General features: G+C 61.7%; 10 protein-coding genes and 1 pseudogene. 9 read left to right on the top strand and 2 right to left on the bottom strand.

Annotated elements, in window-relative coordinates:
- Positions 1 to 17 precede the first annotated feature (17 nt).
- Positions 18 to 245, top strand: coding sequence for a hypothetical protein (locus KP010_RS18930; protein WP_216281320.1), 228 nt, complete (start codon positions 18 to 20; stop codon positions 243 to 245).
- A 702-nt stretch (positions 246 to 947) separates the two neighbouring features.
- Positions 948 to 1,554: pseudogene (locus KP010_RS18925) on the top strand (IS6 family transposase); the annotation flags it as partial.
- An 81-nt stretch (positions 1,555 to 1,635) separates the two neighbouring features.
- Here the strand turns inward: KP010_RS18925 and panD are convergent.
- Positions 1,636 to 2,061, bottom strand: a complete 426-nt coding sequence (gene panD, locus KP010_RS18920) for an aspartate 1-decarboxylase (protein WP_142862849.1) — start codon at positions 2,059 to 2,061, stop codon at positions 1,636 to 1,638.
- A gap of 161 nt (positions 2,062 to 2,222) precedes the next feature.
- Positions 2,223 to 3,137, bottom strand: a complete 915-nt coding sequence (locus tag KP010_RS18915; RefSeq protein WP_142862852.1) for a LysR family transcriptional regulator — start codon at positions 3,135 to 3,137, stop codon at positions 2,223 to 2,225.
- Between the two features lie 178 nt (positions 3,138 to 3,315).
- Here KP010_RS18915 and KP010_RS18910 point away from each other — a divergent pair, with 178 nt between their 5' ends.
- From KP010_RS18910 to KP010_RS18880, 7 genes are all read left to right on the top strand, one after another.
- Entirely contained in the window at positions 3,316 to 4,866 is a 1,551-nt protein-coding gene (locus tag KP010_RS18910) for an MFS transporter (protein ID WP_142862848.1), read from the top strand.
- A gap of 93 nt (positions 4,867 to 4,959) precedes the next feature.
- Complete coding sequence (gene maiA / locus KP010_RS18905) at positions 4,960 to 5,601, top strand: maleylacetoacetate isomerase (RefSeq protein ID WP_142862847.1); 642 nt, start codon at positions 4,960 to 4,962, stop codon at positions 5,599 to 5,601.
- A 4-nt stretch (positions 5,602 to 5,605) separates the two neighbouring features.
- The gene (locus KP010_RS18900; protein WP_246659832.1) at positions 5,606 to 6,853 is read left to right on the top strand and encodes an efflux RND transporter periplasmic adaptor subunit; all 1,248 of its coding nucleotides are present in this window, start codon (positions 5,606 to 5,608) and stop codon (positions 6,851 to 6,853) included.
- Between the two features lie 4 nt (positions 6,854 to 6,857).
- Positions 6,858 to 9,983 (top strand): efflux RND transporter permease subunit, encoded by a 3,126-nt coding sequence (locus KP010_RS18895; RefSeq protein WP_142862846.1) that lies wholly within the window; start codon positions 6,858 to 6,860, stop codon positions 9,981 to 9,983.
- 361 nt (positions 9,984 to 10,344) lie between these two features.
- Positions 10,345 to 12,195 carry an asparagine synthase (glutamine-hydrolyzing) gene (gene asnB / locus KP010_RS18890; protein WP_142862845.1) on the top strand — a complete coding sequence of 617 codons (1,851 nt, stop codon included), beginning with the start codon at positions 10,345 to 10,347 and terminating at the stop codon, positions 12,193 to 12,195.
- A 130-nt stretch (positions 12,196 to 12,325) separates the two neighbouring features.
- Entirely contained in the window at positions 12,326 to 13,699 is a 1,374-nt protein-coding gene (locus KP010_RS18885) for a KamA family radical SAM protein (protein ID WP_210244290.1), read from the top strand.
- 58 nt (positions 13,700 to 13,757) lie between these two features.
- A complete protein-coding gene (locus KP010_RS18880; RefSeq protein ID WP_216281318.1) occupies positions 13,758 to 15,653 on the top strand; it encodes an FAD/NAD(P)-binding protein in 1,896 nt (631 codons plus the stop codon).
- The last annotated feature ends 47 nt before the right edge of the window (positions 15,654 to 15,700 follow it).

Genomic DNA, 15,700 nt, shown 5'->3' with positions numbered 1-15,700 from the left:
GCAAGCAGCGCCTCGCCATGCTGTTCGCGGCCATGAACCTCCTGGCCTTCGCCAGGCACACCGTCTGCGACTGCCTCGAAGACCTGTGGGTGAAAGCCCGCGAGGCCAAGCGCGCCCGAAAGCGCTTCTTCGAGCACATTCGAACAATCACCGCCTATCCCGTCTTTCCAGACTGGCGGACCCTCATGACCATCCTGATCGACTCCAAGCCGCCCACCGAAATCGAAAAACAGATCGCAGGCTGAATCTTTCGAAGGCGGACGATTTAGAATTGCTGGAAGAGGAGCGGGTCGAACAGGGCGGCGCTGAACAAAAAGCGGGAGCGCTCTGAGCGCGGCGACCGGGAGGTCCTCGCGCGGAGAGCGCTTCAGCAAGGTCCGAATGAAACTCGGACCCTTTGGTCCGTCTGCGTTTTTCGCGTCGGCTCGTCCGACTTCGAGAGGGCGAGAGGCGGGGATCTTTCGATCCCCGCCTGTCTGGCTCAGCCGAAGGCTCCCAATATGGCAGCGGCGGACTTGCGTTCGACGCTTTCGGTCTCGCTGGGGGCGACGTAGGGCTTCCAATCTTCGCCGGTGATTTGGAGATAGGCCGCGACCGCTCCTTCGGCGGCGGCGAGGAGGTCGTAGGCCTGGATGGCGAGATTGGCGGCGAACTGGCGAGCGCGCTGGGCCTTGGACTCGAAGCCGGCGGGACGTCGCGATCCTCGTCGCGGGCTTCGTTGGCGAGCTTGGTGGTGAGGGTTCGGGCCTCCGTTACCTTTTCGGAGTAGAAGCGTCCGGCGCCCTGGGCGGAAGCGACGTAGATCCCGACGATGCGCTGACGGGCTCTGTCGCGAATTTTCTCGCGGGTCGGTTGGGGCTATGAGGGGCAGGCGGAATTGTCCGATGATTGATTTCAAGGGCAGCCATTTTGAACGCGACGTGATCCTGTGGGGCGTCCGGTGATATGTGGCGTATCCGATGAGCTATCGTCAGCTCGAGGAAATGATGGAAGAGCGAGGCGTCGAAGTCGACCACTCCACGCTCGACCGCTGGGTCGTCGAGTATGCGCCTTTGCTGGAGAAACAGTTCCGTGCTCGCAAGCGCGCGATCGGATCCAGCTGGCGTCTCGATGAGACCTACGTGAAAGTCAAAGGCTGCTGGAAATATCTCTATCGGGCCGTCGACAAGGCAGGCGCGACAGTCGATTTTCTGTTGACCGCCAAGAGGGATCGCAAAGCCGCGTTGCGTTTCCTGCGTAAGGCGATCGGCCAGCATGGCAAGCCGGAGAAGATCACGATCGACAAGAGCAACGCCAACACGGCAGCGATCGAAAGCTACAATGCGGAGCATGAAGCGGATATCGAAATCCGCCGCATCAAATATCTCAATAATATCGTCGAACAGGACCATCGAGCGGTGAAGCGAGTGACGCGGCCCATGTTGGGCTTCAAATCATTTCCGATCGGCTGCTGCGACACTCTCGGGGATCGAGCTCATGCACATGATCCGAAAGGACCAGTTGCGGATCAGGGACGAATTGCATCCAGCCCAGCAGTTCTATGCCCTCGCGGCGTGGGCCGTGTCACTCCCACACGCCCGCGTTGTCTCCGTAGACAAAATTTGCGACACAACCCATGCCAGAGCGGATGTTCGATTATTCTTCCGCCAGCGCCGGCCGGGAAAGATCGTGGGCGCAGCCGTCCTCGGGCAGGGCCAGCGGATCGTCGCCCGACAGCATCGGTCGGTTTCGGCCGTCGACGAAAACGACGGCAGGCTTGAAGCTCGGCAATTCATTGCCGGGAACGAGCGCATAGCCTATCACGATAATAAGGTCGCCAGGAGAGACCATCCGCGCGGCCGCGCCATTGATGCCGATAACTCCAGAGCCGCGCTTCCCCGGGATTACATAAGTCGATAGACGGGCGCCGTTCGCGATGTTTACGACATCGACTTTTTCGTTCGGCAACAGATCGACCATGTCCATCAGATCACGATCGATCGTGATGGAACCGACATAGTCGACATCGGCGTGTGTTACTGTGACACGATGTAGCTTGGACTTCATCATTTCGCGGTACATGCGAAACATCCTCTAACCGTTGTAATATCTAATTTGAACATATTCATATCGTGAGCTTATTTCTCCCATTGAGGTCTGAACTCGCGCGCGTGCGCCATCAGATGACCGCCATCTTCTTTCCGACGCCGTGGCGAAATGCGGAGCGACGGCGCGGGTCTCCGTCACATAGGCTCGTCCAGCAGCTCGACCGCGCCCGGCGCAGGCGGAATTTCAGATTGGCTCAGGATCATACGCCCGAACGCCCGGGCGGCCGCGCTCTTCTCGCCGACGCTCCAGACGAGCGTGAAATCGGCTCGTGGCAGGCGCGGCAGGCCGTAAGAGCCATCGACCACTTTCATGCGTGGCTGAATATCCCCGCGCGTCACCACAGTAATGGCGAGGCCAGCGAGCACTGCGGCGCGAATCCCCTGCTGGCTCGCCGAAGTATAAGCGATATGCCACTCGATGGACGTGTCCTCCAAGGCCCGGATGCCCACCTGCCGATTGACGCAAGGGGACGGCGCGAAAGCGATAGGGATGGAGGCGCCGCGCCGAATTGTGAAGGTGTCCGTTGCCGCCCACACGAACTCGGTCCGCCAAATCACCGCCTCGGCGCCGTCGCCACCGAGAGTCTCGTGACCCGGAATGGTCATCGCCACCGCGAGGTCGAGCTGCTTGCTCTTGACCATCGCTTGCAGGTCCAGATAAGTGCTCACATTCACGTCGAGCCGCACTTCGGGAAAGGCGCGGGCGAACTGAGCGAGAAGCGGTGATAGCCGCTCGCTCATAAAGTTCTCGGGCACGCCGAAACGGACGACTCCGGAGATCGGCGACGGACGGAACCTCAGCGCCAAAGCATCGAGCCGTTCGAGAATGTCTTTGGCGTGACCCAGAAAATCGCCGCCGTCCTCCGTCAGGACCAGGCTACGCGTCGTCCGCAACAGCAGCGGCCGACCGATCTGATCCTCGAGCTTTCTAATCTGATGACTGACCGCCGATTGCGTCAGATGGAGCCTTTGCGCGGCGCGCGTGAAGCTGCCCGCCTCGCTGACGGCGACGAAGGCTCGCAGAACCGTAGGATCGAAGTCGACAGCCATCAATCCATTACCATCGTTCATGAGTTCGCGAAATTATATCATTTTTATCATACGCCTCCTTTATGCCAATCTCAATAGGCGTAAACCCGACTGATTAGCACTTTGGGTTGTGTATTTTCGAACACTCCCGATCGACGAGCGCCTCGCCCATCGGAATCAAGCGCGGAAGGAAAATGTGATGGCCTTCTTCCTCCCGGGAAAGAACGGGATAGCTCTTGCGGCCGTTTGTCTCGCGGCCCTGATGTTCGGCCTGGAGATTTCCAGCGTCCCGGTGATCCTGCCGCTCCTCGAGACGGCGCTCGGCGGCGACTTCAGGGATATGCAGTGGATCATGAACGCCTATACGATCGCCTGCACCTCTGTGCTGATGGCGGCAGGAACATTGGCCGACCGTTACGGTCGCAAGCGCGTCTTCGTGCTTTCGCTGGTCTTGTTCGGCGCGACGTCTCTCGCATGCGGACTCGCGCAGAGCGTTCCGCTCCTGATCGCCGGTCGGTTTCTTCAGGGAATCGGCGGAGGCGCAATGTTGATCTGCCTCATCGCGATTCTCTCGCATCAGTTCAGTGAAGGAGCAGAAAGAAGCAGAGCCTTTGGCGTCTGGGGCATCATATTCGGCGTCGGTCTCGGCTTTGGACCGATCATCGGCGGCGGCATCGTCGCCCTTGCCGGTTGGCAATGGGTGTTTCTGGTTCATGCGCCGCTCACGCTCGTGACGCTGCTGCTGGTTTTCCGCAGTGTCGAGGAGTCCAGGGACCCGCAGGCGAAGGCGCTCGATTCGATCGGCGTCGTCACGCTGTCCTTGGCCGTGCTCGGACTGGTCTTCTTCATCACGCAGGGCTCCGAACTCGGCTTCGGAAGCAGCGCGGCGCTCGGCATTCTCGGAGCGGCGACGGTGAGCCTCGTTGTTTTCTTCGTCGCGGAGATTCGTAATCCGCATCCGATGTTCGATTTCTCCGTGTTCCGGATCCGGACCTTCTCGGGCGCTTTGTTCGGCTCCGTCGGCATGAACTTCAGCTTCTGGCCGTTCATGATCTACCTGCCCATATATTTTCAGAATGTGCTCGGCTATGACGCCGTCGCGGCGGGCCTCGCGCTTCTCGCCTATACGCTTCCGACGCTTCTCCTCCCTCCTGTTGGCGAGCGCCTTTCGCTTCGCTACCAACCCAGCATCGTCATTCCGGCCGGACTGTTCGTCATCGGTTCCGGCTTCATCCTGATGAAGCTCGGCAGCGGCGCCGTGGAGGCCAGCTGGCTGACCATGCTGCCCGGCAGCCTAATGGCGGGAGTCGGGCTGGGACTGACCAACACGCCGGTAACCAACACCACCACGGGCTCGGTTCCGAGCGCCCGTGCGGGCATGGCCTCCGGCATCGACATGAGCGCCAGGCTGATCACGCTCGCGATCAATATCGCCGTGATGGGTCTCGTCTTGCAGGACGGCATTCTGTCGCATTTGCGCGATCTGCTTCCCGACAGCGATCCACAAACATTGCGCGCGCTCGCGTCGAAGCTCGCCGCTGGCGGCGTCGCTCTCGCCGAGACAGCGGCGCCGGCGGACGCTCTCCGTGGGGCGCTCGAACACGGCTTCGGCCTCGTCATGCTCTATGGCGGTCTCGGCATCTGGATTTTCGCCGCTTTCAGCGCGGTGACATTCGGACGAGGCCGCGCGGCCAGCTGCCGCGGAACGCCTATCGAGACGAGCCCTTCCGTCGACAACCACAGCAACTGAAGGCGCGCCTCGAGGCGAGCCGATAGTGCGCCCCGGGGCGCGCGCCAGATTTCGGCTGCGTGGATGCGCGACGCAAATCGATCGGGAAACGCGATGAAGCTTCACGCCTACGGCCGTTCCTCGGCGTCGTTCCGTGTCCGAATTGCGCTCAACCTGAAAGGCTTGAGCTACGAGACGGTGTCGTATGACCTGACGCGGGACGAACAACGCAACGCGCGCTATCTCTCCGTCAACCCCCAGGGCCTGCTGCCTGCGCTCGAGGACAACGGCGCCGTCCTCACCCAGTCGCTCGCCATCATCGAATATATCGATGCGAAGAAGCCCGAGCCGCCGCTCCTGCCGAGAGAGCAATTGGCGCGCGCCAGGGTTAGAGCGCTGGCTCAACTCATCGGCTCCGACACGCATCCTCTCATCACGAGGCGCGTCGCCCACCACTTGCGAGTCGATTGTGGCCAGGACGAGCAGTCCGTTCAGAGGTGGCGTCTCCACTGGTTGCATGTGAGCTTCCGAGCTTTCGAGACACATCTCGCCACTTCTGACGAAGATGGCCGATTTTGTCACGGAGGCAGTCCCACCATCGCAGACATCGCGCTCGTTCCGCAGGCCGTCGTCGCAGAACAACTCGGCCTTTCATTGAACGCCTATCCGTCGATCTCACGGATCGTGGAGGGCTGTCTGCAATTGCCGGCGTTCCAGGACGCGCATCCCGAAAGCCTCGGCCGCGGCGAGGCGTAATCGAATGACAATGTCCGCCAATGTCGACGAGAAGCAACCCGAAGGAGCCGTGCGGCGACGCGCGCAGCGAGCTGGAATCGCCCGGCCGCCCCGCCTGAGCCGGCTTGTCTTTCTCTCGCTGGTTCTGGCGACGGGCGGCGGCCTCGCGCTCTACTTGGAGACGCCACGGGCCCAGGCTCCGGCCGCGATCGATGCGACGCTCCCGACCGTGACGGTCAGCGCTCCGCTCCGGCGGCGATTGGCGCCGTGGACGGATTTCCTCGGCCAGTTCTCGGCGGTGGACCGCGTCGAGATCCGTGCGCAGGTCGGCGGCTATCTGAAGGAGATCCATTTCAACGATGGGCAGCTCGTCGAGAAGGGGGATCTGCTTTTCGTCATCGATGCGCGGCCCTATGAGATCCAACTGCAGCAGGCGAACGCGCAACGTCGCATCGCGCTCGCGCAGCTCGAGCTCGCAAAAAAGGAGCTGGAGCGCAGCTCTGCGCTGAGTGAGCGCAATTATGTGTCGCGGGAGACGCATGATCAGCGGGTGCAGCAAAAGCAAGCGGCGGAAGCCGCGCTTCAGCAAGCCGAGGCGGCCGTCCATTCCGGCGAGTTGAACCTCGAATGGACTCGTATCCGGTCTCCGATCTCGGGCCGTGTCAGCACGCGGCGTGTTTCTCCCGGCAATCTCGTTGTCGGCGGGCAATCGGGCGGCGCGACGACCCTCCTCACGACGGTCGTGTCGCTCGATCCGATCTATCTCGATTTCGATATGAGCGAGTCCGACTATGTCGCGTATCAGCGTCATCTCCACTCCGATTCGGGACCCGACAGAATCGTTCGAATTGCGCTCAGCGACGAGGAGGAATGGACACGTAGAGGACGGCTCGACTTTCTCGACAACGAGCTCGATCGAGCGAGTGGCGTCATCCATGCACGTATCAGCGTGCCGAACGCAGATTCCTTCATCGCTCCGGGCCAATTCGCGCGTTTGCGCGTGCCAACCGCCGCGGAAGCCGATACGCTGCTCGTCCCGGAGGCGGCGTTGAGGGCCGATCAATCGCACACTCTTCTCATGACTGTTTCCGCCGACGGAACGGTCGTGCCGAAGGATGTCGAGGTCGGCGCGTCCATCGAGGGTATGCGGATCGTCAAGCGAGGGATCGGACCAGCAGATCGCGTGATCATCAACGGGCTGATTTTCGCGCGCCCGGGCGCCAAGGTGACGGCGCAGTCCGGCCGAATGGCCGAGGCCGTCGGACGGAACTGAAACCATGCGCTTCCCGCATGTTTTCATAGAACGGCCCATCCTGGCGATCGTCGTCAGCTTGTTCATCACGATTCTCGGCTCGATCGCCTACGCAGAGCTGCCGATCGCACAATATCCTGAAATCGCGCCTCCGACGATCCAGGTCACGGCGACCTATCCAGGAGCGTCCGCCGAGGTCGTCAGCAAGACGGTGGCGACGCCGCTCGAGCAGCAGATCAACGGCGTCGAAAACATGCTCTATTTATCGAGCCAATCGACGGGCGACGGCAATCTCGTCATCACGGTCACCTTCCGCCTCGGCGCGGATCTCGACAAAGCCCAGGTGTTGACGCAAAATCGCGTCGCCATCGCGCTTCCCCGTCTTCCGCTCGTCGTGCAGCGACTCGGCGTCGCCGTAAAGAAGAGTTCGCCCAATCTGATGATGGCGATCTCTCTTCTGTCTCCGGATGGGTCTCGCGACCAGCTCTACATGGCGAGCTATGCGACTTTGAATCTGAGGGATGCGCTGTCGCGGCTCGAGGGCGTCGGCGATGCAGTCGTGTTCGGAAACCACGACTATGCCATGCGCGTGTGGATCGATCCCGACAAGGCGGCGGCGCGCAATCTGACGGCAGGGGAGATCGTCGCCGCCTTGCAGGCGCAGAACACGCAGGTCTCGGCAGGCGTCCTGAACCAGCCGCCGGCGCCTTCGCCCGGAGCCTTTCAGCTCAACATAAAGACCCTCGGACGCCTGACGGAGCCGAGGCAATTCGCCGACATATTGCTCAAATCCGATCCTCTGGGTCGGGTGACGCGATTGCGGGACGTCGGCCGGGTCGAGATCGGCGACCAGAATTTCGGCGCGAACGGCTGGCTCGACGGACGCAGCGATGTTCTAATTTTGATTTATCTCCAGCCCGGCGGCAATGCGCTCGCAATGGCGGAGCGCGTGAAGAGCACGATGCGAGAAATGGCGCTGCAGTTTCCGGCAGGCCTCAGCTATCGCATTTCCTACGATTTGACGACATTCATCGCGCAGTCTGTTCGCGAGTCGATGCGCACCGTTCCCGAGGCGATCGTCATCGTGGTGGTGGTCGTCGTCCTTTTCCTGCAGACGTGGCGCGCCTCGATCGTGCCGATCATCGCCGTCCCCATCTCGCTCGTCGGCGGATGCATCGCGCTATCGGCGTTCGGGATGACGCTCAACAATCTCTCGCTGTTCGGAATCGTTCTGGCCGTCGGCATCGTCGTCGACGACGCGATTGTCGTGGTGGAGAATGTCGAGCGCAATCTGCATGACGGACTATCCCCGCGCGAGGCCGCCCATCGCACCATGGACGAGATTGGCGGAGCGCTCGTCGCTATCGCCTTGACGCTCTGCGCGGTCTTCGCGCCCTCCGCTTTCATCTCCGGAATATCCGGCCAGTTTTTTCGACAATTTGCAGTCACCATCGCCGCCTCGACTCTGATCTCCGCCTTCGTGTCTCTGACTCTGTGTCCCGCGCTTTGCGCTCTGCTCTTTCGGCCTGCCGAACGCGACGAGGGAAGAGCCGCGCGGCGCGAACCTATCACTGTGTTCTTCGAACTCTTCAACACGCTCTTCGAGTGGCTGTCCAGAGCCTATGGCCGCATCGTCCGCCGACTTCTGCAGGCGGCGCCGGCTCTGCTCGCCGCATATACAGGGCTGATCGCTCTGACGGCCTTTCAACTCGCCCGTGCGCCCACCGGCTTCATTCCCGATCAGGATCTCGGCTACTTCATTGGAGTCGTCACATTGCCGTCGGGCGCTTCCGTCAGTCGAACCGATGCGGTCATCCGTGAGGCCGCCGCTCGGCTCGAGCATGTTTCCGGCGTCGCGAATACGAATGCTTTCGCGGGCTTCGACGCCGCCACATTCACCAACGCCTCGAACGCCGGCACCATCTTCGTGAACATGGCCTCCTTCGAGGAGCGTGCTCGAAACGGCGAGACTGCCGCGCTGATGTTCGACCGGATCAGCAAGGCGCTCGCTGGTATTCAGGAGGCTTCGATCATACTGATCTCGCCGGCGCCCGTGCCCGGCCTCGGGACAGCGGGCGGTTTCCGAATGATGCTGGAGGATCGCAAAGGCCTCGGCCCCCGCGCCCTCGAAGCCGCGGCGCAGGATCTCGTCGCTCATGCCATGCTTCGGCCCGGTCTGACGCAGCTGTTCACGTCGTTCACGACCAGCACGCCGAGCATCGACGCTGATGTCGATCGCGAGCGGGCGCAAAAGCTGGGCGTCGCGCCCGAGCTCGTTTTCGAGGCGATGCAGATCTATCTCGGCTCCGCCTATATCAACGACTTCAACTATCTCGGCCGCACCTATCAGGTCATGGCGCAGGCCGACGGACGCTTCCGGAAAACGATGGACGACATTTCGCGTCTCAGGACGCGCAACGCCTCTGGCGACATGGTCCCGCTCGGCGCATTGGTGAAGTTGAGACAGACATCCGAGCCCTACCGAGTGCCGCGCTACAATCTTTATCCCGCAGCCGAGATCCAGGGAGGAATAGCGCCAGGATTCGCATCGAGCTACGGCTTGGAGGCAATGGAGCGACTCGCCGCAGAGCGCTTGCCTCCGGGGATCGGCTTCGAGTGGACAGATCTGTCCTATCAACAGAAGACGGCGGGCAATACGACCCTCCCGATTTTTGGAGCGGCTATCCTGCTCGTGTTCCTCGTGCTCGCAGCGCAATACGAGAGCTGGCGCCTGCCGCTCGCCGTTGTGCTGATTGTGCCGATGTGTTTGCTTGCAGCGGTGACCGGCCTTCTCCTTCGGTCGATGAATGTGGACATATTGGCGCAGATCGGATTCACCGTACTCGTCGGGCTCGCCGCCAAGAACGCTATTTTGATCGTCGAGTTTGCGCGGCGGGCGGAAGAACAGGGAGCGACCAGCGCCGAGGCGGTCGTGCAGGCGGCGCGCCTGCGTCTGCGGCCCATATTGATGACCTCCATGGCGTTCATCCTCGGCGTCGTGCCTCTCCTCCTCGCCGCTGGCGCCGGCGCGGAAATGCGGCAGACTCTGGGCACGACCGTCTTCTTCGGCATGTTGGGCGTGACGTTCTTCGGCTTGGTCTTCACGCCCGTGTTCTACGTGACGGCGCAGCGGCTGTTCCGAGGGCGGTAGCGGCGCCCTCCCGTCGATAGATGAATCACGACTGGGGCGGCTGGCCGCGCGCTACCGCCGATCCGGCCTTATCCAGCTTTCTATTTTTGCCCCATGCAGCAAATGAGAAGCGAAAAAGAGGCACGTTGCTTCGCGCTAGGGGAAGGAGCAATTTTCAAAATATGATACATTTATGAATATACGGCTGCCATTTATGATCATCTCTGATAAGGCGGCAAAATTATATCATTTAGCGGATAGCTACGTTCTATGCTATTTAAAAATTAATATCTTCCTGGACGGATGAATTGATGTTTCGCAAGAAACAGAATTCGAAACTAATTCTCGAAATTCTAGTTCAGTTATCAAAATGGAGGCCAATATGTGCGGAATCGCTGGTTGGGTCGCCTACGACCAGAACTTGGCGGAACAGCGCCATATCCTGCAACGTATGACAGACACTATGGCGCTGCGAGGTCCCGACGCCGAAGGCCTCTGGATCGACGGGCCTGTCGGATTGGGGCACAGGCGTCTCGCGATCATCGATCTGGAAGGTGGTCGCCAACCTATGGCGGCGCAGAACAACGCAGGCGCCGCCGCCGTCATCTCCTATACCGGCGAGGTCTACAACTTCGTGGAATTGCGTGACGAGCTGCGTTCGCGAGGGCATGTCTTCGAGACTCGCAGCGACACGGAGGTCGTCCTCCGCGCCTATCTGGAATGGGGCGAGCAGTTCGCCGAGAGGCTGAACGGCATGTACGCCTTCGCCATCTGGGACGTGGCCGCTCAAAAGCTCCTGCTCGTTCGGGACCGGATGGGCGTGAAGCCGCTCTTTTACTCGCAGACGAGCGAAGGCGTCTTGTTCGGCTCGGAGCCGAAGGCGATCCTCGCCCATCCCGACGCCGGACGGAAGGTCACTGCGGACGGATTGCGTGAGATCCTGGACATGGTGAAGACGCCGGGCCGTGCGATATTCGCCGGCATGAATGAAGTTCTCCCTGGAGAGCTCGTCATCGTCAGTCGGGCCGGACTGAAGAAAAGGCGGTATTGGCGGCTGGAGGCGCATCCACACGAGCATAACCTCGAACGTACGATCCGTTACACTCGCGACTTGCTCGAAGACATCGTCGAGAAACAGATCGTGGCCGACGTGCCGCTGTGCAGCCTGCTGTCGGGCGGGCTCGACTCCTCGATCATCACGGCGCTGGCGTCGAAGCATCTTCTGGAGCAGGGAAAGGAGAACATCCGCTCGTTTTCCCTCGACTTCGAGGATCATGGGTCGGAGTTCGTCGAGAACGCCTTCAATCTCGGATCGGACACGCCTTTCGTGCGCGCCCTGGTCGATCGGATTCGCTCCCGCCACGACGAGATCGTGCTCGACAGCCGCACGATGGCCGATCCCGCTTTACGAACGGCGATCGTGCGAAGCCTCGATCAGCCTCCGTCTTTTTGGGGAGATATGTGGCCATCTCTCTATCGGCTGTTCGAAGCGGTGCGCCGGCGATCCACAGTGGCCCTGTCCGGCGAGGCGGCAGATGAAATCTTCGGCGGCTATCGGTGGTTTCACGACCCGGACTCTCTGAAAGAAAACACCTTCGGTTGGCTGACATCCGTGACCGGCAAGTTCTTCGACGGCAGCGCGCTGCTCGACCGCGGGCTCGTGGAGCGGTTGGACCTGCCGGGCTTCCGTCGAGACAGCTATGCTCAGGCGTTGGCGGAAACTCCGGCCCTGCCGGGGGAGAGTCCGGTAAACCGCCGCATGCGGCAGGAGGTCTACGTTCATGCGACCCGTTGTATACAGATCATGCTGGACCGCAAGGACCGCATGAGCATGGCGGTGGGCCTCGAGGTTCGCGTGCCGTTCTGCGATCATCGCCTGGTCGATTACGCTTTCAATATTCCCTGGGAGATGAAGACTTTCGATGGCCGCGAGAAGAGCATATTGCGCGCCGCCGCCAGCGACATTCTCCCGAATGTGATTCTCGACCGCGTCAAGAATCCTTATCCCGCGACGCAGGATCCTGCCTACGAACAGGCGCTGCGCGCCGCGCTGGCCGATATCGTCTCCGATGGGTCCGCGCCGGTCAGACCTCTTCTCGATCTGCAACGCGTTCATGAGGTCCTGCGACGGCCGGTCGGCGCATCCTCGCCGCGCCAGGATCGAATCGCGATCGAGCTGGCCATCGGCCTCAATCTCTGGATGTCGGACTATCGCATCGATCTCGACATCTGACCACCAGATGGAGTCACGTCTCGGCGCGCCGCTCCCGGCGCGTGTCGACCCGCCTTCTCTATCCGCAACTGCAGGCGCCGTCCGATCGTGCGTGGATCATCGCCGCGCCGACGTCTGGGAGATCGAGCCTATGATTGACGCTGGCCATCCGAAGTTCAAACCTTTTACGTCGCAGACAATGAGGAATGCGCCACAATGGTCGCTCCTCGACGCCGAGCATCGCGAGGCGATCGAAATCGTATCCAGGGTGCTGCCCTTCCGAGTGAATTCTTACGTCCTCGACGAGCTGATCGACTGGAGCGATGTCCCAGACGATCCGATCTACCGATTGACTTTTCCTCATCGCAACATGCTGCGCGTCGAGGAATATGCCGCTCTGCGCGGCCTGATCCGGGGCGGCGCACGGGAGGGTGACATCGAAGCGATCGTGCGCCGCATCCGGATGCGCATGAACCCGCACCCGGCCGGACAATCCACCGACAATGTCCCGGAACTGAACGGAGCGCCATTGCACGGCCTCCAGCACAAATACCGCGAGACCGTGCTCTTCTTCCCGAGCGCTGGGCAATCCTGCCACGCCTATTGCACCTTCTGCTTCCGATGGCCGCAATTCATCGGCATGGAAGAGTTGAAGTTCGATGCTCGGACATCCGACGGCCTGATCGCCTATCTCGGGCAGAACCCTGCGGTCACCGATGTGCTCATCACCGGCGGCGATCCGCTGGTCATGAGCGCTCGCGTGCTGGCCAAATATATCGAGCCGATTCTCGCGCCCGAGCTCGAACACGTCCAGAATATTCGCATCGGAACGAAGTCTGTCGCTTATTGGCCGCAGCGTTTCGTCACGGATCCGGACGCGGACGAGTTGCTTCGCTTGTTCGAGAAGGTGGTCGCATCTGGACGCAACCTCGCATTGATGGGGCATTACAACCATCCACGCGAGATCCAACATCCGATCGCCCAACAAGCGGTGCGCCGCATCATCGGCGCCGGCGCGAGCTTGCGGATTCAGGCGCCGCTGATCCGGCATGTGAACGAAGATCCCGCCGATTGGGCCGAACTCTGGACGACTGCGGTCCGTCTCGGCGCGGTGCCATACTATATGTTCGTGGAGCGCGACACCGGCCCGCGCGAGTATTTCAGGCTTCCGTTGGCGCGAGCCTATGAGATCTTTCGCGCCGCCTACCGCGCCGTCTCCGGTCTGGCGCGGACGGTGCGCGGCCCCTCGATGAGCGCCCATCCCGGCAAAGTCGTCGTGGACGGGGTCGTCGAGTTGCACGGGGAGAAGGTGTTCGCGCTGCAATTTTTGCAGGCGCGAAACCCCGACTTCGTTCGCCGCCCCTTCTACGCGAAATTCGATCCTGATGCGACCTGGCTCGACGAGCTGGTTCCGGCCTTCGGAGAAAACCGGTTCTTCTTCGAACGAGACGCGAGGCGTTCGCCCGTTCTCGATTCCCCTCGGCTCGCGCGCCCGCGACTCCCTGTCGCCTGGATGGACGCCTGAGCCGTCGACACGCTGCGGTCGGCGCCGGCCGTCGAACTTCACGGGAGGAGATAAGCGGATGCAATCGACAGTCCTGGCGCTCGTCGGCATGGGGCCGAGAGGTTTGACCGTGCTGGAGCGCGTGGCGGAGCACGCTCACCGCCTTCCACGAGGCGTCCGCCTTCGGATCGACCTGTTCGATCGCGGCGCCTGCGGAGAGGGCGTCCATCTCTCGACCCAACCCGATCACTTGCTGATCAACACACTCGCCTCACAGGTCACAATGTTCGCGCCCGAGAGCGTCGCGGGCGGGAAAGGCGGCGTGTCGCTCGTCGAATGGGCGACCCTCGCAGGTTATAGGCATGTCGGAGACAGGTTCCAGCGCGCGCCGAACGACGTCGGCCTTTCGATGACGGAGATCGATCATTTTCCGCGTCGGTTGCTCGGGGAATATATGTCTTGGGTCTACCGACGCGTGCTCGAACGACTCCCGGCGAAGGTCGAGGTCGCCCATCACCCGGAGCTGGTCGTCGACCTGATCGAGCGCGATTGCGGCTTCGATGTCATCACGCAGGCGGGGCGCTCGCGGCGGGCCGATTTCGTCGTCCTGGCGACCGGCCACGGCGTTCGCAGGCCTACCGAGGAGGATCGGCTTCACGTCGATTTCGTCGAGCGGAACGCGCGCCGCAATCGCAATCTCGCATTCTACGCCACTCCCTATCCGGTCGAGCGGCTCGACGAGATTTCCGCCTCGGCGACGGTCGCGATCCAAGGCTTCGGGCTGACCGCGCATGACGCGATTTCCGCGCTGACGCTCGGGCGCGGCGGCCGTTATGAGGAGAACGACGGGGAACTCCGATATCACGCCTCCGGCCATGAACCAAAAATTGTTCTATTCTCGCGCAATTGCCTTCCTTTCGCGGCGCGCGGCGTCAATCAGAAGGGCTTATCCGGCCGTCACGACGCGAAGTTTTTGACCCCGGAAGCCATTGCCGCGATCCGGCGCGAGACGCTCGCGACCACCGGCGACGCGCGGATCGATTTCGAGCGCGTCGTGCAGCCGCTCGTCATCAAGGAAATGGCTTATGCTTATCGACAGGCCGCGCAAGGCCGCGCTGTCGAGTCCGCCGGTTTCGAGCCGACGAGCGAGGAACTGAGAGCCATCGACGCGATTCTTCATCCGCTCGATGGGATCATCTTTCACACATCCCGGGCCTTCCGCGCATTCTTCAACAGGCTCGTGGACGACGATCTGCGGGAGGCCGTGAAGGGCAATCTGGCCAGTCCCGTCAAAGCGGCCTGCGATGTGTTGCGCGACACCCGCGAGGCGATCCGGGCGGCGGTCGAGTATGGCGGGCTGACGCCGGAATCGCATCGCTATTTCATAGAGACGTTCAACGGAATCATAAATCGCGTATCTTTCGGCCCGCCGAAACGACGCAATTTCGAGCAGGTGGCTCTGCAGGAAGCCGGTCTGATCCGCATCGGCGGGGGCCCCGGCGCGCAGGTCCGGATCGACGAGGAAGAAGCGCGCTTCTTCATTGAAACGCGCTATGAAAGCGAGGTCGAGAAGGTTCATGCGGATGTTCTCGTCATCGCGCGGCTCGATCCCTACTCGCCGCTGACCGACTCTTCGCCGCTCACCGCCGCCTTGTTGGCCCACGGCATGATCCGACCATACCGGAACGGCGACTTTCACCCGAGCGGCATCGATATCGATACCGCGCTTCATCCGATCGACTCCTCCGGAAAAGCCTGCAAGCGCCTATGGGCGCTCGGATTTCCGGTGGAGGGCCCGCACTACTACACCCACGCGCTGCCACGCCCGATGATCGCGTCGCGGCAGACGCTCGACGCCGAGCGTTGCGTGCTGGAGATGCTCGATGTCATCGCCGCTTCGAACGAGGCGGCCCCGACGACGAGCCGCTACCCTGCGCCGCATGTCGCGATGCAGGCTCAACCGCGCGTCTCCTGAGACGCTGTCGCATTCAACCCGGCCATGCTCGGCCCATCGAGGACACC

Origin of the sequence: Methylosinus sp. KRF6 (assembly GCF_018887255.1) — a bacterium.
GTDB lineage: Bacteria > Pseudomonadota > Alphaproteobacteria > Rhizobiales > Beijerinckiaceae > Methylosinus > Methylosinus sporium.
This window is presented reverse-complemented; position numbering and strand designations above follow the sequence as displayed.